Origin of the sequence: Rhodococcus marinonascens NBRC 14363, from assembly GCF_001894885.1 — a bacterium.
Taxonomy (GTDB): Bacteria; Actinomycetota; Actinomycetes; order Mycobacteriales; family Mycobacteriaceae; genus Rhodococcus_F; species Rhodococcus_F marinonascens.
Genome location: NZ_BCXB01000015.1, coordinates 104,203 through 128,190 on the forward strand (window position 1 = coordinate 104,203; position 23,988 = coordinate 128,190).

The 23,988-nt window shown below is 63.6% G+C and carries 19 protein-coding genes and 2 pseudogenes; 16 read left to right on the forward strand and 5 right to left on the reverse strand.

Annotation, left to right across the window (positions count from 1 at the left end; genetic code table 11):
- Nucleotides 1–74: 74 nt before the first annotated feature.
- The 5 genes and pseudogenes from dnaK (at nt 75) to tnpA (ending at nt 4,692) form a co-directional block, all read left to right on the forward strand.
- A complete protein-coding gene (dnaK, locus tag RM2_RS13125; protein ID WP_072689889.1) occupies nt 75–1,919 on the forward strand; it encodes a molecular chaperone DnaK in 1,845 nt (614 codons plus the stop codon).
- On the forward strand, nt 1,916–2,566 hold the full coding sequence (gene grpE, locus RM2_RS13130) for a nucleotide exchange factor GrpE (RefSeq protein ID WP_072689891.1): 651 nt from the start codon (nt 1,916–1,918) through the stop codon (nt 2,564–2,566). The genes dnaK and grpE overlap by 4 nt, the downstream gene beginning before the upstream one ends.
- A 22-nt stretch (nt 2,567–2,588) precedes the next feature.
- A complete protein-coding gene (gene dnaJ, locus RM2_RS13135; protein WP_072689893.1) occupies nt 2,589–3,770 on the forward strand; it encodes a molecular chaperone DnaJ in 1,182 nt (393 codons plus the stop codon).
- Nucleotides 3,770–4,177: a heat shock protein transcriptional repressor HspR gene (locus RM2_RS13140; protein ID WP_072689895.1), complete on the forward strand. Its 408-nt coding sequence runs from the start codon at nt 3,770–3,772 to the stop codon at nt 4,175–4,177. The genes dnaJ and RM2_RS13140 overlap by 1 nt, the downstream gene beginning before the upstream one ends.
- A gap of 81 nt (nt 4,178–4,258) precedes the next feature.
- Nucleotides 4,259–4,692, forward strand: a pseudogene (gene tnpA, locus RM2_RS13145) (IS200/IS605 family transposase).
- An 89-nt stretch (nt 4,693–4,781) separates the two neighbouring features.
- Here the strand turns inward: tnpA and RM2_RS13150 are convergent.
- Nucleotides 4,782–5,144 carry a hypothetical protein gene (locus tag RM2_RS13150; protein ID WP_072689897.1) on the reverse strand — a complete coding sequence of 121 codons (363 nt, stop codon included), beginning with the start codon at nt 5,142–5,144 and terminating at the stop codon, nt 4,782–4,784.
- Between the two features lie 212 nt (nt 5,145–5,356).
- Here RM2_RS13150 and RM2_RS13155 point away from each other — a divergent pair, with 212 nt between their 5' ends.
- The 4 genes from RM2_RS13155 (at nt 5,357) to RM2_RS13170 (ending at nt 10,340) form a co-directional block, all read left to right on the forward strand.
- Entirely contained in the window at nt 5,357–6,025 is a 669-nt protein-coding gene (locus RM2_RS13155) for a response regulator (RefSeq protein WP_072689899.1), read from the forward strand.
- A 22-nt stretch (nt 6,026–6,047) separates the two neighbouring features.
- A complete protein-coding gene (locus tag RM2_RS13160; RefSeq protein ID WP_072689901.1) occupies nt 6,048–7,262 on the forward strand; it encodes a sensor histidine kinase in 1,215 nt (404 codons plus the stop codon).
- Between the two features lie 226 nt (nt 7,263–7,488).
- The gene (locus tag RM2_RS13165) at nt 7,489–9,066 is read left to right on the forward strand and encodes an AMP-binding protein (protein WP_072689903.1); all 1,578 of its coding nucleotides are present in this window, start codon (nt 7,489–7,491) and stop codon (nt 9,064–9,066) included.
- A gap of 110 nt (nt 9,067–9,176) precedes the next feature.
- A complete protein-coding gene (locus tag RM2_RS13170; protein WP_072689904.1) occupies nt 9,177–10,340 on the forward strand; it encodes an FAD-binding oxidoreductase in 1,164 nt (387 codons plus the stop codon).
- Nucleotides 10,341–10,349: 9 nt separating this feature from the next.
- Here RM2_RS13170 and RM2_RS13175 read toward each other — a convergent pair whose 3' ends face one another.
- Both RM2_RS13175 and RM2_RS13180 read right to left on the reverse strand, forming a co-directional pair.
- Nucleotides 10,350–11,102, reverse strand: a complete 753-nt coding sequence (locus RM2_RS13175) for an FAD-binding oxidoreductase (RefSeq protein WP_072689906.1) — start codon at nt 11,100–11,102, stop codon at nt 10,350–10,352.
- Nucleotides 11,103–11,160: 58 nt separating this feature from the next.
- Nucleotides 11,161–12,312: a globin domain-containing protein gene (locus tag RM2_RS13180; protein WP_072689908.1), complete on the reverse strand. Its 1,152-nt coding sequence runs from the start codon at nt 12,310–12,312 to the stop codon at nt 11,161–11,163.
- Between the two features lie 298 nt (nt 12,313–12,610).
- Between RM2_RS13180 and clpB the strand changes: the two genes are divergently transcribed.
- The 5 genes and pseudogenes from clpB to pyrE all read left to right on the forward strand — a co-directional run bounded on the left by clpB (nt 12,611) and on the right by pyrE (nt 18,663).
- Complete coding sequence (gene clpB, locus RM2_RS13185) at nt 12,611–15,169, forward strand: ATP-dependent chaperone ClpB (protein WP_072689910.1); 2,559 nt, start codon at nt 12,611–12,613, stop codon at nt 15,167–15,169.
- A gap of 144 nt (nt 15,170–15,313) precedes the next feature.
- Entirely contained in the window at nt 15,314–16,378 is a 1,065-nt protein-coding gene (locus RM2_RS13190; protein WP_072689912.1) for a hypothetical protein, read from the forward strand.
- Nucleotides 16,379–16,459: 81 nt separating this feature from the next.
- Entirely contained in the window at nt 16,460–17,284 is an 825-nt protein-coding gene (locus tag RM2_RS13195; protein WP_072689949.1) for a TtfA family protein, read from the forward strand.
- A 32-nt stretch (nt 17,285–17,316) separates the two neighbouring features.
- Nucleotides 17,317–18,140: pseudogene (locus tag RM2_RS13200) on the forward strand (SDR family NAD(P)-dependent oxidoreductase).
- Entirely contained in the window at nt 18,133–18,663 is a 531-nt protein-coding gene (pyrE, locus tag RM2_RS13205; RefSeq protein ID WP_072689914.1) for an orotate phosphoribosyltransferase, read from the forward strand. The pseudogene RM2_RS13200 and the gene pyrE overlap by 8 nt, the downstream one beginning before the upstream one ends.
- A gap of 254 nt (nt 18,664–18,917) precedes the next feature.
- On the opposite strand, the gene RM2_RS13210 is transcribed toward pyrE, so the two are convergent.
- Complete coding sequence (locus RM2_RS13210) at nt 18,918–20,177, reverse strand: MFS transporter (protein WP_245813910.1); 1,260 nt, start codon at nt 20,175–20,177, stop codon at nt 18,918–18,920.
- Between the two features lie 247 nt (nt 20,178–20,424).
- A complete protein-coding gene (locus RM2_RS13215; RefSeq protein WP_072689952.1) occupies nt 20,425–21,252 on the reverse strand; it encodes an IclR family transcriptional regulator domain-containing protein in 828 nt (275 codons plus the stop codon).
- Nucleotides 21,253–21,471: 219 nt separating this feature from the next.
- Between RM2_RS13215 and RM2_RS13220 the strand changes: the two genes are divergently transcribed.
- Entirely contained in the window at nt 21,472–22,758 is a 1,287-nt protein-coding gene (locus tag RM2_RS13220) for a Rieske 2Fe-2S domain-containing protein (RefSeq protein ID WP_072689916.1), read from the forward strand.
- A 29-nt stretch (nt 22,759–22,787) separates the two neighbouring features.
- Nucleotides 22,788–23,987 (forward strand): zinc-binding dehydrogenase, encoded by a 1,200-nt coding sequence (locus tag RM2_RS13225; RefSeq protein ID WP_245813912.1) that lies wholly within the window; start codon nt 22,788–22,790, stop codon nt 23,985–23,987.
- Nucleotide 23,988: the final 1 nt, after the last annotated feature.

Consider the following 23,988-nt stretch of genomic DNA (forward strand, 5'->3'; position numbering starts at 1 on the left):
ACTAAGCGCCAAGATTGCAGTCCAGTACTGAATCAACTGCCCACGGACTGCAAAAATCGAAAGTGAGGAACACTATGGCTCGTGCCGTCGGTATCGATCTCGGTACAACGAACTCGGTCGTGTCCGTGCTGGAGGGCGGCGAGCCCGTAGTGGTCGCCAACGCCGAAGGCTCGCGGACCACCCCATCGGTCGTCGCCTTCGCCAAGAACGGTGAGGTGCTGGTCGGCCAGCCCGCCAAGAACCAGGCCGTCACCAACGTCGACCGCACCATTCGATCCGTCAAACGCCACATCGGCACCGACTGGAACGTGGAGATCGACGGCAAGAAGTACACGTCCCAGGAGATCAGTGCGCGCACGCTCATGAAGCTCAAGCGTGATGCCGAGGCGTACCTGGGTGAGGACATCACGGACGCCGTGATCACCGTCCCCGCCTACTTCGAGGATGCCCAGCGTCAGGCCACCAAGGAAGCCGGCCAGATCGCCGGCCTCAACGTTCTGCGCATCGTCAACGAGCCCACCGCGGCTGCGCTGGCGTACGGCTTGGACAAGGGCGACAAAGAGCAGACCATCCTGGTCTTCGACCTCGGTGGCGGTACCTTCGACGTCTCGCTGCTCGAAATCGGCGACGGTGTCGTCGAGGTCCGCGCGACGTCTGGTGACAATCATCTCGGTGGCGACGACTGGGACGAGCGCATCGTGACCTGGCTCGTCGACAAATTCAAGGCTCAGAACGGTATAGATCTGACCAAGGACAAAATGGCTCTGCAGCGTCTGCGTGAGGCTGCTGAGAAGGCCAAGATCGAATTGAGTTCCTCGCAGAGCACGTCGATCAACCTGCCTTACATCACCGTGGACGCCGACAAGAACCCACTGTTCCTCGACGAGCAGCTCTCACGCAGTGAGTTCCAGAAGATCACCTCCGACCTCCTCGAACGCACTCGCGCGCCGTTCCAGGCGGTCATCAAGGACAGCGGTATCGCCGTCAAGGACATCGATCACGTCGTGCTCGTCGGTGGCTCGACCCGCATGCCCGCCGTCTCCGACCTGGTGCGTGAGCTGACCGGAGGCCGTGAGCCCAACAAGGGTGTCAACCCGGACGAGGTCGTCGCAGTCGGCGCCGCCCTGCAGGCCGGCGTTCTCAAGGGCGAGGTCAAGGATGTGCTGCTCCTCGACGTCACCCCGCTGTCCCTCGGCATCGAGACCAAGGGCGGAGTGATGACCAGGCTCATCGAGCGCAACACCACCATCCCGACCAAGCGTTCCGAGACCTTCACCACGGCTGACGACAACCAACCTTCGGTGCAGATCCAGGTGTTCCAGGGTGAGCGAGAGATCGCCTCGCACAACAAACTGCTCGGCTCGTTCGAGCTCACCGACCTTCCGCCCGCGCCGCGGGGCGTGCCGCAGATCGAGGTCACCTTCGACATCGACGCCAACGGCATCGTGCACGTGACCGCCAAGGACAAGGGCACGGGCAAGGAGAACACGATCAAGATCCAGGACGGCTCCGGTCTGTCCAAGGAAGAGATCGACCGCATGGTCAAGGACGCCGAGGCACACGCCGAGGACGACAAGGCCCGCCGCGAGGAGGCCGAGGTCCGCAACCAGGCCGAGTCGCTGGTGCATCAGACCGAGAAGTTCATCAAGGACAGCGAGGACAAGGTGCCCGCCGACGTCAGGGAGAAGGTCGAGGCTGCCATTAAGGAAGCCAACGACGCCCTCGCCGGCACCGACATCGCAGTCGTCAAGACCGCGGTGGAGAAGTTGGCCACCGAGTCGCAGGCTCTCGGCCAGGCGATCTACGAGGCCAGCGCCGCTGACGAAGCGGCCAACACCGACGGCTCCGGCGCGAGCGGGGACGATGACGTCGTCGACGCCGAAGTGGTGGACGAGCCGTCCGACGCGGAGAAGAAGTGACGTCCGACAACACCGAGCAGGAACCGGTCACTTTCGTGGACAAGCGGAAGATCGACCCTGAGACCGGTTCGGTGCGGGACGCGGAACCGGTAGTGGAGCCCCTCGCGGGCGACGCTACTGCTCCGCAGCCCGGCTCGGTGGATGGCGGGGCACTGGCTGACGAGGTGGTTTCGGAGACGGACGAGTTGGCCGAGCGCACGGCGGATCTGCAGCGCCTGCAGGCCGAGTATGCCAATTACCGTCGCCGCGTCCAGCGGGACAAGCAGTCCGACATTGCCAACGCCAAGGCGTCCGTCGCCGGTGAGCTCATCGGTGTGCTGGACGACCTCGACCGCGCGCGTAGCCACGGCGACCTCGACTCGGGGCCGCTGAAGGGTGTGGCGGACAAGCTTATCGGCGCCCTCACCTCGCTCGGTCTGAGCGAGTTCGGTGCCGAGGGCGAGGCATTCGATCCGTCGCTGCACGAGGCTGTGCAGCACGATGGCGAAGGTCATGACCCCGTCGTCGGCACGGTGATGCGGAAGGGCTACAAATTCGGTGATCGCGTCCTGCGGCATGCGATGGTAGCTGTGACCGACCGCGTCGGCGCCACCGACGCGAATACCTCCGACCAGGCTGCGAAGCCTGCCGGGTCGGAACGGGAATAAGTGTGAGAGGAGGAGACGCCCAGTGAGTCAGCGGGAGTGGATCGAAAAGGACTTCTACAAGGAGCTGGGCGTCTCGTCCAAGGCATCCGCGGACGAGATCAAGAAGGCGTACCGCAAGCTTGCACGAGACCTGCATCCCGATGCGAACCCCGGCGACGTCAAGACCGAGGAGCGCTTCAAGTCCGTCAGCGAGGCGTATGCGGTGCTCTCGGATTCGACGAAGCGCAAAGAGTACGACGAAGCTCGGCGGCTGTTCGCCAGCGGAGGGTTCGGCCGGGGCGGCGGATTCAACCCCGGCTCCGGCGGCTTCAGCCAGGGTGGCTTCGATGTAGGCGATCTGTTCGGTGGTGGTGGCGCGGCGGCCGGCGACGGCGGCCTCGGGGACCTCTTCGGTGGGTTGTTCAACCGCGGTGCCGGCGGTGGCGGGGCGACCCGTACGGCCAGCCGTCCCCGTCGCGGAAGCGATGTGGAGACGGAGACCACGCTCGAATTCCGTGAGGCCACCCTCGGGGTCACGGTTCCGCTGCGGCTCACCAGCCCGTCGGCATGCACCACCTGCCACGGCAGCGGTGCCGAGCCGGGGACCAGCCCACGAGTGTGTCCGCGTTGTAACGGTACTGGAATCGTCAGCCGAAACCAGGGTGCGTTCGGGTTCAGTGAGCCGTGCGACGACTGCCGAGGCACCGGCTCCATCATCGATTCTCCGTGCAAGGTGTGCCACGGCAACGGCATCACCAACCGGACCCGCACCATCACTGTGCGCGTTCCGGCAGGTGTCAGCGACGGACAGAAGATCCGGCTGGCAGGCCAGGGAGAGGCCGGACTACGCGGCGCACCGTCCGGAGATCTCTTCGTCACGGTCCGGGTGCGTCCCGACGATGTGTTCGGCCGCACCGGTGACGACCTCACCGTCGTCGCTCCCGTCAGCTACGGCGAACTCGTGCTCGGAACCACAGTCTCCGTTCCGACGTTGGAGGGGCGCGTTGGACTGAAGATTCCGGCGGGAACGGCCGACGGCCGGATCCTGCGCGTGCGCGGCCGAGGCGTTCCGAAGCGCGGCGGTGGTGCCGGCGACCTACTGGTCACGGTCAAGGTTGCGGTTCCTCAGAAGCTCGACGACCCGGCCACAGAAGCACTGAAGGCGTATCTGGACGCGGAGAAGGCCAGCGGATTCGATCCCAGGGCCGGGTGGGCAGGTGCCTGATGGCCGACAGGAAAGAGGGTCCACGCGAAACCTCCGTTGACCCGGACGCCCAGATCTTCGTGATCTCGGTGGCTGCGGAACTGGCGGGCATGCATGCTCAGACGTTGCGCAACTACGACCGACTCGGTCTGGTCACGCCGCACCGTACCTCGGGTGGGGGGCGACGGTATTCGCCGCGGGACGTCGCGTTGCTCCGCGAGGTGCAACGGCTCTCCCAGGACGAGGGTGTCAACCTCGAGGGGATCAAGCGCATCATCGAACTCACCAACCAGGTAGAGGCTCTTCAGTACCGCGTGCGGGAATTGGCAGAGGAGATCGCTCGGATTCATGCCGGCTACCGTCGCGACCTCGTGCCCATCCCGCGCAGCAACGCACTGGTGGTGTGGAAACCAAGACACCAGCGCTGAGCGTCCCGCATTTCTCATCGGGATCTGTTCGCGGGGCAGCAATGTCGCTGCTCGCCCACGGTCAGCCGTCGCTGTCCCTGTTTGCTGTTCCGGAATGCGCCTCTTCCTCCCCTAGTATATGTTTTCGGTTTACACGCACATGTGATTTTTGTGACCAAATACCGCGGTCAAGTGTTCGTCGGCGAACATCTGACCGCAACGGGGGCCGATCATGTGCGGGATGTGTGCGCCGACTTCGGCGCAGATCTGACCGAGTTCAACGGGGAAGACGAGCACGTGCATCTGCTGGTCGAGTACCCACCTACTGTGTAACTCTCGAAGCCGGTGAACTCCCTCGAAGGGGTGTCCCCCGGAGACTGCGTCCACAGTACCGGCTCCGCACGCACCGGAACCCTCTGCGGTCGCCGTCGAACTTTGCCGCCGCCTCCGGTGGTCCACCCCTCTCGATCATCCGGCAGTACGTGGAACAGCAGCGGAGACCGGATCAGAGCAGGATCGGCTATCGGAGGACCTGAAGGACCGGGCATGCGCAGAAGAATCGTTGGGTCAGTATTGGTCGTACTGGAATTGGGGTGACGGAAAGTATCGATGTGAGAGATCAGCCTCAGTATCCCTCGTGCCCGTATCTCTCTTGCCCGTATCTCTCGTGTCCGTATCCCTCGTGCTTTGGGGCTTTGTGCGGAGGTTTCGGGTGTGCAGCAGCGGCAACAAACTCGCTGGCAGATGGCGCGATGTACTCTGCAGGCCCTGCGGCCCACTGCCCTGTTGGGTCGGACAGCCTGGCGATTACCCCTGCCATGTCGATATCACTGGAGATCGGCATTGTGACGGTTGGATTCGTCACCCGGATCGGGGTGCCCGAGTCGGCGTTGGCCACTCCGGTGGCCCCTAACGTCAGGCCGCCGATAGCCAGAGCCATGACGGGCAGTGTGATGCGGAGTGAAAGGCGATGGCGCTTGGTACGCACGATGGGTTTCTCCTGGTTCGGACAGTTCGTGATTGCGGGAAGGGTCTCTGTCGATGGGCGATCCGGTTGTCGATCGCCCTGGCATCAGTGCCACCTCAGTATGTCGTGAACCCATGACCCAGCCCGTCCGTCAAATGGTTAGAAAATGGGTTGAATCCATTGTCCCCCAATTGGAGTACAGTCGGCGGGGTCTCGTAAGAGGCAAGTAGTGAATGTTGTCGGAGTCGAGCCGGATCGGAGTCTCCGTGGCGAGGGTGCGTGTGTTGGTGGGCGATGACCACCCGATCTTCCGTGATGGAGTCGTCCGAGCACTTCTTGCGACCGGGGATGTCGATGTGGTCGCCGAGGCGGACGACGGCGCCGCCGCACTGAAGTTCATCCGAGAACTCGTCCCCGACGTGGCCCTTCTCGACTACCGGATGCCGGAGTTGGATGGGTCCCAGGTGGCCGAAGCGGTGAAAAGGGAAGAACTCGCCACGCGAGTGCTCCTTCTGTCGGCCCATGACGAGTCCGCGATCGTCTACCACGCGTTGCAGGTTGGGGCCGCGGGATTTCTGCCGAAGGAGTCGACCCGGGCGGAGATCGTGAAAGCGGTCCGGGACTGTGCTGAGGGCGAGGTCGTTCTCCCCGCATCCCTTGCGGTTGGCTTGGCCGGCGAGGTGCGCCGCCGCAGTGAACCGACCGGCCCGGTCCTGAGCGGGCGGGAGGAGGAGGTGCTTGCGCTGATCGCAAGCGGCCTGAGTATTCCTATGATGGCCAGCGAACTGTATCTCGCGCCGTCGACGGTCAAAACGCACGTGCAGCGGCTGTATGAGAAGCTCGGGGTGAGTGACCGCGCCGCCGCCGTCGCCGAGGCGATGCGACGCGGGTTGCTGGAGTGATATGCATAATCAGCCGCACAGTATGCACAATCAGCCGCACAGTCTGGTAGTCCGGCGCTATACCACCGAGGCGGTCCGGGTGACTGCCATTCTCCGGTTGCCGCTGATCGGTCTGATGTCTCTCCTCGGTCCGGTGGTCCGCGTGCCACACTGGAGACCCGACGTTTTCGCCGCCCTGCTGACCATGTACGCGGCCGTCGCGCTGGGCTGGATATTCCTCGTACTCGTGAGGGAGGTCGGGCCATGGGCGGGCTGGATGTCGACCGCCGTGGATGTATTGGCGGTGATGTCGCTGTCCATCGCCTCGGGTGGCGCGACGTCGGTCTTGTTGCCGGTGTTCTACCTGTTGCCGATCTCGGTGGCGTTCCAGTATCGACCACGCCTGACCGCGATTGTCGGTGTCTGTACCGCTTTCGGATATCAGTTGGCGTGGATCGTCTACTCGAAGCGCGACGACACGATGGGATTCCCTTCGGAGGTGTACCTGTATTTCGGATTCCTGCTGTGGCTGGCGGCGGCGACCACGGCGCTTTCGTACGTCCTGGCCCGTCGCTCAGCGACGGTGATCGAGTTGTTGGACGTTCGCAGGCAGTTGATTGCAGAGTCGATGGGCGCCGAGGAGCGTGAGCGGAGACAACTGGCCGAGCACCTCCACGACGGTCCGCTCCAGAATGTCCTGGCCGCCAGGTTGGACGTCGAGGAAGCGATGGAGCGGCACCCGGACGCGATGCTCGACGCCGCCGAGTCCGCCCTCCGTGAGACAGCGACGCAATTGCGATTCACTGTCACAATGCTGCATCCGCAGGTTCTCGCTCAGCTCGGCCTCAGTTCGGCGCTCCGTGAACTCGCGGATGCGCACGCGAGGCGCTCCGAAATCGAGACGTCAGTCGAAATCGACGAAGTCGGCCGCCCAGACTGCCAGGAACTGGTGTACCGCGTCGCGCGCGAATTGCTTGCGAACGTGACCAGACACTCCCACGCCGCCAAGGTGACCCTCAGGCTGACCGGCTCGAGTGGGAAGATCACGCTCGTCATCGTCGACGACGGTTGGGGGTTCGATCCCGCAGTCGTGCCGAAACGGGTGGCGCAGGGGCATATCGGGTTGGCGTCCCACATCGAGCGGGTAGAGAACGCGGGCGGCACGTTCGACCTCGACTCGTCGCCCGGAACAGGAACGCGCGTGGTGGTGACGGTCCCGGAATCCATCGGTACCAAGCCGCACTCGTCGATCGATTGATTGATCCCCGAGGGTCTCTTGGCAGGGTGGTGGGGTCGCGCGCCCAGGGCGCGCCCCCACCTCGTCGGCGTTCCTTGCCATAGCCCGGCAGCCGGAGGAGACCGCAGGCTAGGTGGAATAGGTTTCAGTTCTTCAGGTTTCCGGCTATCGTGTCGGTGACTCAGGACACAGAATTCACGCCATTAGACTGCGCGCCCCTATGTCGCGGGAGAAGTGAGGACAACAGATGACCGACGAACTCGCCGATCTGCATCGGCCCGCCTTCGCAGCGGACCTGCTCATCACCGCGTTGGACCGCAACAGCGACAAGCCGGCGCTGTACATCGGCGACGTCGTACTTACTGGTGGTGAGATGAGCGATCAGATCAGCCGTTTTGCCCAGGCACTCGCCTCGCTCGGCGTCGGCAAGGGCACCAGCACCGCGATGCTGTCGAAGAACAGGCCCGAAGTCCTTATCAGCATGGGTGCCACCATGGTGTCCGGATGCCGCGGGAGCGCGCTCAATCCTATGGGTTCGCTCGACGATCATCTGTACATCGTCAGCGATGGCGAAATCGAGACGCTGATCTTTGATCCCGACGCCTTCGAGGGTCGAGCGGCGGAACTGAAAGCGGCTTCGCCATCGATCAAGAACATGTTGTCGTTGGGGCCTTCGGAGGTTGGAGTCGACATCCTCGCTCTGGCAGCCACCTTCACACCGCAGCGCCTCGTTGCCGCCCAGGTGGATGCCGACGACAACAGCAGCATGGTCTACACCGGCGGCACCACCGGAAAACCCAAGGGCGTGATCGGTACTTACGGTTCGGGTGCCGCACTCAATCAGATCCAGATGGCCGAATGGCAATGGCCCGAGGAGCCGCGTTTCCTGATCTGCACGCCGCTCTCGCACGCGGGCGCGGCCTTCTTCATTCCGACCCTGCTCCGGGGCGGCGCCCTGATCGTGTTGCCCGCATTCGAGCCCGGGGCGGTGCTCGAGGCGATCGAAAAGCACAAGATTTCCGCCACGATGCTCGTCCCGACCATGATCTACCTGCTCATGGATCATCCCGACCTGCCGAAGCGGAACGTCTCGAGCCTGCAGACGCTGTTCTACGGGGCTTCGAGTATCTCTCCGGCGAGGCTGAAGGAGGGCATCGAGAAGTTCGGTCAGATCTTCTTCCAGTTTTACGGTCAAACCGAATGTGGCATGACCATTGCTGTTCTGCGCAGAGAAGAACACATTGCGACCGATCCGAGTCGCCTCGCGACCTGCGGGCGGCCGGTTCCCTGGCTGAACGTCGCTCTCCTCGACGACGATCTGAACGAGGTTCCGCAGGGCGAACTCGGCGAAATCTGCGTTCGTGGCCCACTCGTCATGAAGGGGTACTGGAAGAAGCCCGAGGAGACTGCCGAGGCTTTCAAGGGTGGATGGCTGCACACCGGCGACATCGCGCGCAAGGACGAAGCCGGATTCCTCACGATCGTCGACCGTAAGAAGGACATGATCGTCACCGGCGGATTCAATGTGTTCCCCCGAGAGATCGAGGACGTCATCTCCGCGCACCCTGCTGTGGGCTCCGTCGCGGTGGTCGGCGTTCCGGACGAGAAGTGGGGCGAGGCCGTCAAGGCATGCGTGGTGCTTCGCGCCGGGCAGTCGGTGGACGCTGCCGAGTTGGTCGAGAGGGTCCGGGTGGCGAAAGGGTCTGTCCACGCACCCAAATCGGTCGACTTCGTGGACGGACTGCCGGTGACCCCACTCGGCAAACTAGATAAGAAGGCGCTGCGCGCTCGTTTTTGGGAAAGCGCAGACCGGGCGGTAGGGTAGCGCAAAAGGGCGATGATCCGGGGACCGAGTCTACGACATGGTGACCGCGACTATGGTCTGCTCGAGTATCTCGCGGCCGAGCCGCGTTCAGTCAGTGACGAGGATGCGCGGTGGATTCACAGGCAATATCCCTGGTCCGGTCGAATTTCAAGGCTATAGCCGCAGTACAAGGCGGGCCCCAGACGCTGGCGCGGAACTTCTACGCCCTGTTGTTCGCGTGGCACCCGGAGGTTCGGGAGTTCTTTCCGGCAGCGATGGACGTGCAACGCGATCGGCTGATCTCCGCCATCCAGTACGCCATCGAACGTCTCGAGGATTCCGGGCAGATCCTGCTCTACCTCGAACAACTCGGGCGAGACCACCGTAAGTACGGTGTCAAGGACGCGCACTACGTGGGCGTCAGCCAGGCTCTGATCTCCGCAGTCGAGCAGTTTCCGTCCGCCGAGCCGTGGACCGACGAACTCGAGCAAGCGTGGCGCGACGTCCTCGCCCTTCTGTCAGCCACCATGATGGACGCCGCCAATGCCGAGAGTGGTCCACCGGCGTGGGGGGCGACGGTGATCGAGCACCTTCAGGTCCGTGAGGACGTTTCGGTTACCCGACTGCAACTCGACGAGCCGATGAGTTACGCGGCCGGGCAATATGTGAGCGTGCAGGTGCCGTCCCGGCCCAGGATGTGGCGCTACCTGTCGCCGGCGAACCCGGCCAACGACCAGGGCATCATCGAATTCCATGTCCGCAGGGTGTCGGGCGGCTGGGTCAGTCCCGCAGTCGTCAACCAGACACTCGTGGATGAGCGGTGGTTGATCGGTTCTCCACTCGGCGATCTCGGGGTCCGTAACGACAACAGCCGCGACATTCTCATGATCGGTTCGGGCACCGGTATCGCCCCGTTGCGGGCACAGATCCTCCAGATGTCGCAGCGTAGCCAAAGCCGTCGGGTCCACGTGTTTTTCGCCGGCCGGTATCCATGCGACCTCTACGATCTCGGTACCCTTTGGGCGCTCGCGGAGCAGAATCCGTGGTTGACCGTCGTCCCAGTCACCGAGCAGGACGAGGATCCATGGTGGTACCGAGGCCCGAACAGTGCCTCGCTGCCCGGCATGCACCGCCGGTTGACCGGCAAGGTGGGGGAGGTTGTCGCCGACTTCGGGACGTGGGCCGAGCGCGATATCCAACTGATCGGCTCCGAATCGATGATGAAGACCACTAAGTTCCGACTCCATGCCGCCGGAACTCCGCCGGAAAACATCCGGCACGATCCGTCGTACTGATCCGCGGGCTCAGTACGGGTCGAATTGAATGTTCTCCGTGGGCGTTCCGGTGTCCCGTAAGCGGTCGAGGGTGGCGCGCGTCATCGCCGCAGAACCGCATACGAACACTTGGTGGTCGGTGAAAGCGCCGTAAGACGTAACGATCTCGGGCAGCGTGCCCTCGACCAGATCGTTCTCGTTGAATCCTACGTCCACTCTGGTGCGCTCGTACCATTCATCGGGCCAGTCGGGGTTCGCGACGCTCTCCACTACGGGTATAACCGTGAGCCACGGCAAATCCTGCACCAGCAGGTACAGCATGTCCGAAGCGTAGAGGTCACGTGGGGTGCGGTCGCCGATGAACAGGAACACCCTCTGCGGATTCGGTCGGTGCGCCAGGTCGAGCAGGATCGACCGAAATGGTGCCAGACCCGTCCCGCCGGCGATCATGATCACGTCCGGCCCGTTCCCGTCGACGGACATGGTGCCGCGCGGCCCGAGGATCTGCCATTGGTCGCCGGGCGAGGTATCGGACACGATGCCGCGACTCACCCAACCACCGGGCACCGATCGGACATGGAACTCGAGTTTGCCGTCCAGGGACGGCGGCAGTGCCGGGGAGAGTCGGCGTAGCAGGCGCGGATTTTGCGGCACACTCACGTCCACGTACTGGCCGGGCGCGAACGGGACGTTGTCGCCCACGAGGCGGATCACCGCGAGATCGTGTCGCAGACGGTGATGTTCAACGACTGTGCTGGTCCAAGTGGTCTGCGTGGCTTGCATGGTGTGGTGCTCTCCCGAGGGTCGTACCGGATTGCGGGGGGCAGGACTGAGGGCAGAACTAGATCAAGGGGTCGTGTCTGATCAAGTGTGGCGGTGTCCCGCCACGCTGCAACGCATAGAGGGTGGTCTTGATCATCGCCGGCGAGCCGGAGATCTGGATCTGTCGATCCGCCCACGAACCGAACTGTGCGACGACACGACCGGGTTGCCCCAGGAGCCGTTGATGCAGCCCCGGCGGCGCTTCAGGGGCGGGTGCGGTGTGCCACCACGGATTCTCGTCCTCCTCGGATACGGGGACTACGGTGAGCCACGGGTTGCTGAGCGAGAGATGCCACAGGGTTTCGATGTCGTACAGGTCGCACGGGTACTTGCCTCCGACGAACAAGTGGACCCGCGGATTGTGAGACCGCATTGCCATTTCCATCACCTGCGCGCGCAACGGTGCGATTCCGGTGCCGGAACCGATCATCAGAACATCGAGGCCACAGTCCCGGTCGACCTCGAGTCCGCCGAGAGGCGAGCCGAGCAGCCATCGATCACCCACTCGGGTCTCGTTGACGATTGCGGGGCTGACCCATCCGCCCGACACCCGACGCACATGGAACTCGAGTTGTCCGGCTGGGTTGGCCGGGATCGCCGCCGAGAGATAACGCCACATCCGGGGACGCTGCGGCACCTGCACACTCAGATACTGCCCGGCGCCGTACGGGATGGGGGAGTCCGTCTCGAGTCGGACGATCGCAAGGTCGTCGAGGCATCGCTCGTGATCGACGACAGTGGCGCCCCACGTGGCAGGAAGGTCGTCGGCGGCGGCGGCGTCGGCCATCGTGTGGAGTATGAGGTCGATCAGTTCCGTCCATGCGGTGGTCAGGGACGGCGTCCAGATCGCCTGGGTGAAGGCGCCCTGCACCGCCCCCAGGAGTGAATTGACTGCGGCGAAGTAGTGTCTGTCCTCCACACCGTACTTGCGGTGGTCGCGGCCTAGTTGGGCCAGGAAGCCCAGGACGCGCTCCTCGTCGTCGAGGTTGTCGATGACGAACTGGAGTGCCCGGAACATTCGATGGCCGAGTTGATCCAGTGCGGGCGGGAAGAGCCCGCGGAAGTCGGGGTGCTCAGCGAACAGGGAGGAATAGAACAGGGTGGAAAGCCGAGCGTGACCTCGCTCGGCGGCAACGATCGACGAAAAGCTGGCACGCAGACGTGAAATCACGAGTGGATCCAGGCAATCTCGTGTCAAGCGGGCCCCTGTTTTTGAGTGCGTGTCGATTCGAACACGAGAAGTCTAACTGTCTTGGACGCGGACTGCCGTTAGCCGCAAGGGGACGGTTTCGGGTGCCGCGGGAAATATCAGCGGGAAGTATCAGTGGGGGATGATGAGGTAGCACCGAAACTATTCAAAGTTGAGCGGAACAGACTCAACATTTCGTGCGTTGAGAAGATGACAGCGTCGCCGGGGATCTCTCGGCCCAGGCGACGGACCGCTCTCCTTCGCCAGAAGAGGTGACCTAGTGGACTCGTTCAATCCGACCACCAAGACTCAGGCCGCGCTGACCGCTGCACTCCAGTCGGCGTCGGCGGCCGGCAACCCGGACATTAGGCCGGAACACCTGCTCGTGGCCCTGCTCGACCAGACCGACGGAATCGCCACCCCTCTTCTCGAGGCGGTCGGCGTGGACCCCTCAACCGTCCATCGTGAGGCACAGACCCTTGTCGACCGGCTACCCAAGACTACCGGTGCCACGACGACGCCACAGCTCGGGCGCGAGGCACTGGCCGCGCTCACGACTGCTCAGCACCTGGCTACGGAACTCGACGACGAATACGTGTCGACGGAACATCTGATGGTGGGGCTCGCGTCAGACGATTCAGACGTCGCCGGCCTGCTCAGGCGGCATAGCGCCACCCCGGAGGCACTGCGCGATTCGTTTACCACCGTTCGCGGCAGCGCGCGCGTCACGAGCCCCGACCCGGAAGGCACGTACCAGGCGCTCGAAAAATACTCCACCGACCTGACCGTGGCAGCCCGGAACGGCAAGCTCGACCCGGTGATTGGCCGCGACAACGAGATCCGGCGTGTCGTGCAGGTGCTCAGTCGTCGCACGAAGAACAACCCGGTGCTGATCGGCGAGCCTGGTGTCGGTAAGACCGCGATCGTCGAAGGCCTTGCTCAGCGCATCATCGCGGGCGATGTCCCCGAATCACTCCGAGGGAAGTCCGTGATCTCCCTCGACCTGGGTTCGATGGTTGCGGGGGCGAAGTACCGCGGGGAATTCGAGGAGCGCCTCAAGGCCGTTCTGGACGACATCAAGAGCTCGGCCGGCCAGGTCATCACGTTCATCGACGAACTCCACACCATCGTCGGTGCGGGTGCCACCGGCGAGTCCGCGATGGACGCCGGAAACATGATCAAGCCGATGCTCGCCCGCGGCGAGTTGCGGCTAGTCGGCGCGACCACGCTCGACGAGTACCGTAAGTACGTCGAGAAGGATGCGGCTCTCGAGCGCCGATTCCAGCAGGTTTTGGTGGGCGAGCCCTCAGTCGAAGACACCGTGGGCATTCTCCGCGGGCTCAAGGAGCGGTACGAGGTGCACCACGGTGTCCGCATCACCGACTCTGCGTTGGTCGCGGCGGCGACGCTCAGCGATCGCTACATCACGTCCCGGTTTCTCCCGGACAAGGCGATCGACCTCGTGGACGAGGCGGCGTCCCGGCTGCGGATGGAGATCGACTCGCGCCCTGAAGAGATCGACTCGGTCGAACGCATCGTTCGCCGCCTCGAGATCGAGGAGATGGCGCTGCAGAAGGAATCCGACGCCGCGTCGAAGGACCGGCTCGCGAAGTTGCGCCACGAACTGGCTGACGAGCGAGAGAAACTCAGTCAGCTCACTACCCGCTGGCAGAACGAGAAGCAAGCCATCGACTCGGTCAGGGGAGTCAAGGAACAGCTCGAGACGCTGCGCGGCGAGGAGGAACGCGCTGAACGCGACGGCGACCTCGGCCGGGCCGCAGAACTGCGGTACGGGCGGATCCCGCAGCTCGAGAAGGAACTCGAAGAGGCGGCCCGAGTGTCGGGTGCTGCCGCCGACGGTGACAGCGATGTCATGCTCAAGGAAGAAGTGGGTCCCGACGACGTCGCGGATGTGGTGGCGGCGTGGACCGGAATTCCCGCCGGCCGCATGATGGAGGGCGAGACCGCAAAGCTGCTGCGTATGGAGTCAGAACTGGGCAGGCGGGTGGTCGGCCAGGAAGAGGCCGTCATTGCCGTGTCCGACGCGGTGCGTCGCGCCCGGGCCGGAGTCGCAGACCCCAACCGGCCCACCGGTTCGTTCCTGTTCCTCGGACCTACTGGCGTCGGCAAGACGGAACTCGCAAAGTCTCTTGCCGATTTCCTGTTCGACGACGAACGCGCGATGGTCCGCATCGACATGTCGGAATACAGCGAGAAGCATTCGGTGGCCCGACTGGTCGGCGCCCCCCCCGGATACGTCGGCTACGAGTCGGGCGGCCAGCTCACCGAAGCCGTGCGTCGGCGTCCGTACTCCGTGGTGCTGTTCGACGAGGTGGAGAAGGCGCACCCCGATGTGTTCGACATCTTGCTGGCCGTCCTCGACGAGGGCCGGTTGACGGACGGCCAGGGCCGCACGGTCGACTTCCGGAACGCCATACTGATCCTCACGTCCAACCTCGGTTCGGGCGGGTCGCGGGAGCAGGTGATGGATGCGGTGCGCCACGCGTTCAAGCCCGAGTTCATCAACAGGCTCGACGACGTCGTGATCTTCGACCCGCTCACGGAAGAGCAACTGGAATCTATCGTGGACATCCAACTCGATCAGCTCTCGCGCCGCCTCGCAGCGCGGCGGCTGACGCTCGACGTCTCCGACTCGGCGCGCTTCTGGCTGGCTGTCCGGGGCTATGACCCTATGTACGGTGCCCGGCCGCTGCGTCGGCTCATCCAGCAGGCCATTGGCGACCAGCTCGCGAAGCTGCTGCTCGCCGGTGATGTTCAGGACGGCGACACCGTTCCCGTGAAAGTGTCCGATACCGGCGACGCCCTCGTCCTCGGCTGACCCTCACATGGGTGGCAACGTACGTTCCGATGTACTTTGCCGCCCATGTGAATTTCCACAGGGACGCCTTAATTTGCGCCGTTAGGCTCGACGGTCCAAGCCCGCACGAACAGGGAATTGACGCCTCAGGGAGGGGCCCCGAACATGACGAATCCCGACGATCCGCGCACCCCGCAGGAACGAGCGTACGACGGTACCGAGCCGTCGGCGTCTGGGGACTCTGAGCCGTCGGCGACTGGGGACTCTGAGCCGTCGGCGACTGGGGACTCTGAGCCGTCGGCGACTGGGGCCGCTGAGCCGTCGGCGGTGGGGAACGACACGACGTCGGCATGGTCAGAGCAGGACCAGCCGACCGAACGTATCGCCTCGCCGGAACAGCGCACCGAATATATTGGCGCGCCAGAAGAGCGTACTGGGCAGTTCTCAACGTCCGACCCGACCGTGGCGTACGGGCAGAACCAACCCAACCCGACTGAGGTGTTCCCCGCCTACGACCCGCGATTCGACCAGCAGGCTCCATCACCGAACGCCACTCAGGCGTACCCGGTGCATGAGACCCAGCAGTATCAGGGCAGCTATCCGACCGGGCAGTATCCGAACGCGTCCTATCCGAACGCGTCCTATCCGAACGCCCAATATCAGGGGGCCCAATATCCGCCGGGGCAGTACCCCGACGGGCAGTATCAGGTGCCCCGGGAGGAGAGTTCCGAAGAGAAGAAGCCCCGGCGAATCGGAACGTGGATCGCCGCCACGACGGCAGCCCTGTTACTGCTCGCGGTCATTGGGTTCAGCGTCGCCCTCGTCACGACCACGCCGAACAATTCCTCGAGCACGACGGTGGCAGGCCCGACAACGTCAGGTCCGCCCGCAACCTTGCCGAACACAGCGACGCCGACTCCTGGGCCGACGACCCAATCGCCGCTCGACCAACCCCCGGGAGGCACCGGCGGGGTGATCGGCGTCGGGAGCGCTGCGTTCGGGAGGATCAGCGCCAACGACGGCTCCACGCTCACCCTCGATACGATCGGCGGAGGCCAGCTGACGGTGCAGACCAACGCGGAGACGAAGGTGTTCGCGCTCGACGGCTCCACGGTCGCCGGGCTGAAGCCTGGATTCACCGTCATAGTCCGTGGAACGGAGATCGAGGGCGGCAAGATGACAGCCCTGACGATCATCAGCACCGAACTGCCGAGGTTCGGAGGCAACTGAGGCGTGACTCGACACGGGGTGTCCGGCACCGCATCGCGTCGTTACAGCGATGACTCGCTAGGCTGAACAGCGATGACCGTGATGTGGTTCGTACTGGCGTTGATCGCACTCGCAGGCGCGTGCGCGCTGCTCTATTTCGATCGCTCGCGTCGTGATCAGTCGGGTCGCGTGAGGCAGATCTGGGCCAAGGCTCAGGGCTTCACCTACACGAACGTCGAAGAACGGCTGCCCGCCCAGTTTCACCGCGCCGCTCTGGCCAAGCAGGAGTACCTCAGCGCGATCGACGTCGTGAGGGGCGAACGCCGAGGCGAGGCGTTCATTCTGTTCGACTTGGAGGAGACCGCGACCATCGTCGCCGTCCGCCGCCGGATGGGTTCAGACGTCGACATCGACCTCCGTCTGAAGTCGACCCCGCCGCCGAAGGATTCGGACCTCGAACTTCTCGGTGCCATCGGCCCGCGGGTCGTCTTCGCCACCGATCTTGAGATCGCCCGCAGGATCTGTGATCAGCGGATGGTGGCCTTCACCGAATCGATCCCACCGCATGTGAACATGCTGTGGAGCGAAGGCGAGTGGACACTCGGTTCGCTGCCCATCAACAGCAACGGGCGCGATTGGGATTCGGCCATCGCGGCTGTCTTTCGGCTGTCGGGCATCCTGCATGTACTGCCTCCGGTCGCAGGTTCGAACCCGCCCGACCGCGGATCTTACGATCAGGGCCGGCCACGCCTGCGCGAGGACGCTGTCGACTCTTCGCGCCCCGCGCCTGGTTCGCGCCCCGCGCCTGGTTCGCGCCCCGCGCCTGGTTCGCGCCCCGCGCCTGGTTCGCGCCCCGCGCCTGGTTCGCGCCCCGCGCCTGGTTCGCGCCCCGCACCAGGTCCGCGCCCCGCGCCTGGACCTCAGTAGATTGGCGCCTTGCTACCGTCGCTGTTATGTCGATGCCATCCGAGGACACGTCCGCACGACCCGTTGCTCTCGTCACCGGTCCGACATCGGGGCTCGGTGCCGGTTTCGCGAAGAAGTTCGCCTCGCACGGCTACGACCTCGTGCTGGTCGCCCGCGACGAAGAGAGGATGCGCGTACTCGCCGAAGAGATGAAGGCGTTGTACGACACCGAATGCGAGATCTTGCAATCTGACCTGGCGACGACGTCCGGCCGTGAGAAGGTGGCGTTGCGCCTCGGCGAGGGCGTCGAGGTATTGGTCAACAACGCCGGGTTCGACACCTCGGGCGAATTCTGGACTGAGGAACCGAAACTCCTGCAGGCGCAGCTCGATGTGAATGTCACCGCCGTCATGCAACTGACCCGTGCGGCGCTGCCGGCCATGATCGCATCTGTCAACGGCACGATTATCAACGTAGCGAGTGTCGGGGGTCTGTTGTCCGGGCGGGGATCCACCTATTCGGGGAGCAAGGCATACGTGATCTCGTTCTCCGAGGGACTGTCCGGAGGATTGCGCGGTATGGGTGTGCGAATCCAAGCGCTGTGCCCGGGATTCATCCGCACCGAACTTCATCAGCGCGCGGGAATCGATATGAGTTCGATTCCGAAGGCGATGTGGCTGAGTGTCGACGAGGTTGTTGCGGCCTCGCTCGCCGACCTCGAGAACGGGAAGGTCATCAGTATCCCTGGGATCCAGTACAAGGTGCTCACGACCGTCGGGCGTCTCGTCCCCAGGAGTCTGGTCAGGCGGGTCAACAAACAGCGTTCGGCCGAGGGCGGGCGCGCACACAACGGTCGGTAAGGTTTGGGCATGAGTGATCGCGAGGATCTCGCCGCGTTGGTGCGCGAGTTGGCTGTTGTGCACGGCAAGGTGACGCTTTCTTCGGGTAAGGAAGCCGACTACTATGTGGATCTGCGCCGCGCCACCCTGCATCACGAGGCCGCCCCGCTGATCGGCAAACTGCTGCGTGAGCTTGTGTCGGATTGGGAGTTCGACGCGGTCGGTGGACTGACGATGGGCGCCGATCCGGTGGCGATGGCGGTAATGCACGCAGAGGGTCGCCCGATCGACTCGTTCGTGGTGCGCAAGGCAGCCAAGGCGCACGGCATGCAGCGCCAGGTCGAGGGCCCGAACGTCGTCGGCAAGCCAGTCCTCGTAGTAGAGGACACCACCACGACGGGTAATTCACCGCTCACCGCGGTGAAGGTGCTGCGTGACGTCGGAGCGATCGTCGTCGGTGTCGCAACCGTCGTGGACCGGGAAACCGGGGCCGACGAGGTGATCGCGGCCGAAGGGCTCGAATACCGCTCTCTCCTGGGCCTTTCCGACCTGAACCTCTGACCACACGCACGCGATGTTCCTGTGAACTTCAACCAGACGTATGCGGGGTCGAGGAGTGCGCACATCACGTGCGGTTGTCCAGGCTCCAGTGACCGTGACGCCCCAGATGCTACCGGTCCAATTGCTGCCGGTCATTGGGATGCCTGCGCTCGGGTGCAGCGCGAACAATCATCGGACGGTGCGAGCCCGATCCAGGTGATGTCGGGTCTCGGTGGAAGTGGATCTGGATCTGGATCTCGACTGGCCTCAGTTCGTCATCTGGCGTCGGACGATGCCGACGTTTTCGGTTTCTGGCCGTCCCCGTGTTCGTTTACGAAGTAGAGGACGACTGCGCCGAGGAGAGGGCCCACGGCGAGGGCCGCGAATGCGGCGAGAAACGAGTCGGTTGCGGCGAATACGGCACCGATGGCAAGTGGAACCAATGCGCTTGCGATCTGCCAGAAAGCGTTCGAAGCGCCAGCCGCGGTGCCGGTGACCTCACTCGGAACGAGTCGGGGAATCATGGCGACGAGCAGTGGGAGATAGCCGTAGCCGACAACGCCCAAAATTGGTGCCGCGATCAGCAGTGTGGGGACGCTGTCAAGGGACCCGAAGACGAGGAGCATCCCGGCGAATAACACGAGGATTACGATGGCGGGCTTGCGAGCGCTACCAACCTTGTCTCCGAGAATGCCGATGAGGGGTTTACTGAAGACCGCGACGCCGGCGAACATCGCGACGATGAAGCCTGCGGTGGTGCCGGATACACCGTGACTCTTGATCAGGAGGGCATTAGACCAGGTCACGAATCCGTAGGTGCCCCAGAATCCACCGAATCCGGCAAGGGAGAGCAGGAGGAGGTCGCGGTTGGAGGCGAGAGTCTTCCACGCAGACGGTCGTTTGTCGGAGGACGGTGTCGTGAGGCCGACGTTTGTCACAGGACCGGGACGTAGGACGGCGAAGCAGGCAATCGCGGTGGCGATAGAGATGGCGCCGAACAGGTGGTACGACGCGTTCCAGCTGTAGTGGTTGATCATCCAGGGCACGAGGGTATTGGCGATCACGGTGCCTAGCGAGGTCGCCGATGTGAAGAGGCCCATGACCTTGCCCAGTTCGTGAGGTTTGAACCAACTGGCGAGTAGTTTAATGCCCGCCGCATAGTCGGCGCCCGCGAAGAATCCGACAATGGCCTGTACGCCGATCCCAACGGCGGCGGACGTTGTCGATCCAAAGACCATCATGAAGAGACCGGCGCCGACCAAAGAAACTGTAATCACCTCGCGCCCGCCGAAACGATCGGAGAGCACGCCGGTCAATGCGTTGGAGGCGACATACCCTATGTAGTACGCAGTGGCGAAGACGCCGAGGCTCGCCAGCGGAACTCCGAGCGATTCACCCACAAAGATGGAAGCGGGGCCCCACGTCGATCGATCGACGGAGGTCATGGTGAAGGCAAGCCAACAAAAAAAGAGCACCATCCAGCGGTAGCGCTTGCGCGAATCCGGAACGATCGCGCTCGAGGTTGCGGTGTCCACTTCGTTGTTCCTGTCTTGGATTCGGCCACATCAGTGTCCTGGGCGGCAGGCGAACTCGGTCAGGTTTGGGGGGCATGGAACCCCGAAGGTCGGGTGAAACCGGGGGAGTCGCGGCCAGAATCGGCGGGTGAAGAAAGGGACCCCTTCGCATCGACACCGTGCCATCGGTGACTCACTTCACACAAGTGAGCATTCCATTTGCAACCGAATTGCGCGCTATGCGGACGGAACTGAGCTCATGGACGCCTCAACCGCCCGCTCCGCTGCGGAGCTCGAGCGATAGACTCCCGGCGGATTCGAGGAGCCGGGGCAGTAGCTGCGCGACCAGTCCCTTGTCGGCGATCTGAGATTCGTACACGTACGCACTCAGCGCTGCGACGATCTCACCGTCGCGATTGCGCAGTGGAACGGCAATGTCGCGGAGTCCTGCGTCGAGCAGTTGATCGGCGAACGCCCACCCCTGTCTTCGTATCGTGACGAGTTCGCGGTGGAGTTGTTCCCGCTGCGTCCCGGTCAGGGCGCCGGAACCGGCATTCCGGGATGATTCGGCGAGGTACTCGGCCAGGGCCTTCTGATCGAGGGTCGAGAGGAGGACGCGTCCTGCAGCGGTCAGGTGCGCAGGTATGCGCGTGCCGGGCCGTAGCAGTACCGTCATCGATCCCGGAAGGGTTGCGCGACTGACATAGCGAACGTCGGTTCCATCGAGAAGGCTCACGTAAACGGACCTGCCGAGGGAGTGCGCAAGTTGCTCGATGTGGGGTTGGCACACGTCAGCGAGAGTGAACGTCGACTGGTGCGAATAGCCGAGTTCGAGCACTTGTGGAGTCAGTCGGAAAGCGCGCCCGGTGGTTGTGACATACCCCAGTTCGGCCAGCGTGTGGAGAAATCGCCGTGCAGCAGAGCGGGGTAGTTGGCATCGGCGCGCAACCTCGGTCAGCGTCATCGTGCGATGGTCGGCGTCGAACGCGGTGAGTACGGCAATCCCCCGTTCGAGGGATTGCACGATGTCGTTCGGTCGTTTTGTCTGAACCCCCCAGACGTGGTGCAGGGCGGATGGAGTGGTGTGACGGGGCATGCGGTGCTTCCTGTCGTCCGTGGTCACTTCGGGGTTCGAGGCGCGTGGCCTGCCGATCCTATCGATCCGACTGTTCTCGCGACGCCGACGAGGGCTGATTGCCACTTGACTCATGGGGTGCCCCATGTCACGCTCTCAATATGCGCGCATCCGCGCGCTATGCGGACGACATGTTGTGACCGAAAGCCTCTCGACCGCTTCTCTGCTGAAGGGATCGTCATGCTGACCCAAGACCAGAACACATTGCTGGTGAGGACCGGACCCGATACGCCGATGGGCCGACTCTTTCGGCGGTACTGGATTCCCGCTCTCCTCGCCGAGGAATTGCCTGGTCCCGATTGCCCGCCGGTCCGCGTCAAGTTGCTCGGCGAGTCCCTCATCGCCTTCAAGGACACAACCGGCCGCATAGGATTGCTGGACGAATTCTGCTCTCACCGGACGGCTTCCTTGTACTTCGGCAGGAACGAGGACTGCGGTCTGCGCTGCGCCTATCACGGCTGGAAGTACGACGTCGACGGCAATTGTGTTGACATGCCGTCGGAGCCCGAGGACTCGAAGTTCAAGTCCCGGATTAAGCAGAAGGCTTATCCCTGCATCGAGCGCGGCGGCGTGATCTGGACCTACATGGGGCCTGCGGGACTTGAACCGGATGCTCCTGAACTCGAATGGGCGACGCTGGGCGATGATCAGCGGTTCGTCTCCAAGCGTCTCCAGGAGTCGAACTACTTGCAGGCAATGGAGGGGGGCATCGATTCGAGCCACGTGTCCTTTGCGCACCGATTCAATCTCGACGACGACCCGATGCATTCGGGCGCCGAAGGAAACAAATACCTCAAGGCTGACACCCGACCCAAGTTCGAGGTTGCAGAGAGTGATGGTGGCTTGATCATTGGAGCCCGCCGCAATGCAAACGACGAGGAGTACTACTGGCGAATCACCCAGTGGATCATGCCGTGGTACACCATCATTCCGCCGTTCGGCACTCACAACCCGCTCGGTGGACATGCATGGGTTCCGATCGACGACCAGAATTGCTGGGCGTGGAACATCAACTACCACCCCACGCGGGAATTACGTCAGGACGAGATCGACTCGATGCATCACGGGGACGGTATCCATGCCAGGTGCATCCCAGGCACCTACCGGCCACTGGCCAACAAGAGCAACGACTACCTGATGGATCGCGAAGCGCAGCGACAGAAAAAGACCTTCTCGGGGGTTGAAGGCATTGCTGCCCAGGACTTCTCGTTGCAGGAGTCGATGGGTCCGATCTGTGACCGAACGCAGGAGCGACTCGGCACTTCGGACGCCGGCATCATCCTGGCCCGCCGTCGGTTGCTGGGGGCGTTGGAGTTGCTGGAGAACGAGAACTCTCTTCCCGGCGCGGCTGTCGAGCATCAGCGTGTGCGCTCGACGTCGGTTCTGCTGCCCAAATCCACCCCCTTCACGGAAGGCACTGAAGAGGCATTGCGCATGGTCGAGGGCACCGACTTCGTCTCCATCTGACTAGAATTTCTGCCGCCGGGGAGTTGGGTGTGAGCGAAGAGCTGAGTTCGACTGTTGTTGCAACTGATGATTCACCCTCATTGTCCACGGGACGCCCCGCGTACGTGCGGGCTGCTGTGTCGATGCCGAACGGCACGACGGTTGTTCGCACGCTCGATGCTGGACAATCGGTCGGAGCGGTGGGGTGGCTCGAGATCGAATCCTCGGCGGTATGTGGCACTGATATCACAATGTACCGTGCGGGTTTGGCCTCACCTACCGTGCTCGGGCACCACGTGGTCGGGACGATCACCTCGCTCGACCCGGGCCACGCTGAGGCCTGGGGGGTGATTGTAGGCGATCGTGTGGCGCTCGAAGAGTATCTGCCGTGTCTGCGCCCCGAGTGCTGCGCCTGCCGGACCGGGTGCTATCGAATGTGCCCTGAGACGGACCTCTGGTCCGGCAGGCGGCGCGTCGGATTGATCTCGGCTGCACAGGGATCCGGTCTCTACGGCGGCAACGCAGAATTTATGCAGTTGACTGCCAACAGCATCCTCCACAAGCTGCCTGATGAGCTCGATTCGAACCTGGCTGCGTGGACACAGCCGTTTGCGAATGCGATCGACTGGACTATCGATGCGGGCGGCGCGCGGTCGGGCTCCACGGTCGTCGTCATCGGCCCTGGCTACCACGGAATCGCCGCAGTTGCGGCGGCGCGGGCGGCGGATGCGGAAAGAATTGTGGTGATCGGGTTGCCGGAAGATTCCGGACGTCTGGAGATCGCTGAGGCGATGGGGGCGACACCGGTGGTCAGCAAGGATGGGAACCTCACCGAACTCATTCTCCGCTCGACTGGCGGGCTGGGTGCGGACGTCATCCTCGACACGGTCGGCCTCGGAGCTGTTGCAGTATCGGCGGCGGCCGGCAGCCTGCGCAAGTTCGGACGGCTCGTCGTCGGCGGACTCGGTTCCGCGCCGTTGTGCGACTTGGACCTTGCGTCGCTCGTTCGAGGTGCGAATGCCATTGTCGGAGTGCGAGGTCGTTCGCCACAGGCTGTGGCACGAAGCGTCGACATCCTAGCGTCGGGGCGGTCGGGACTGGACATCGTCTCGACGGTCGGTATCGCGCTGGAGGAGATCGATGCGGTATTTGCCGCCGTGGCAGAGGGGCGCGGCCCGACGAGTCCTCATCTCGTCGTGCGGCCACGACTGGGTGTCGGGGCACATCAGCTGCAAAGAAGGGATATCTGAG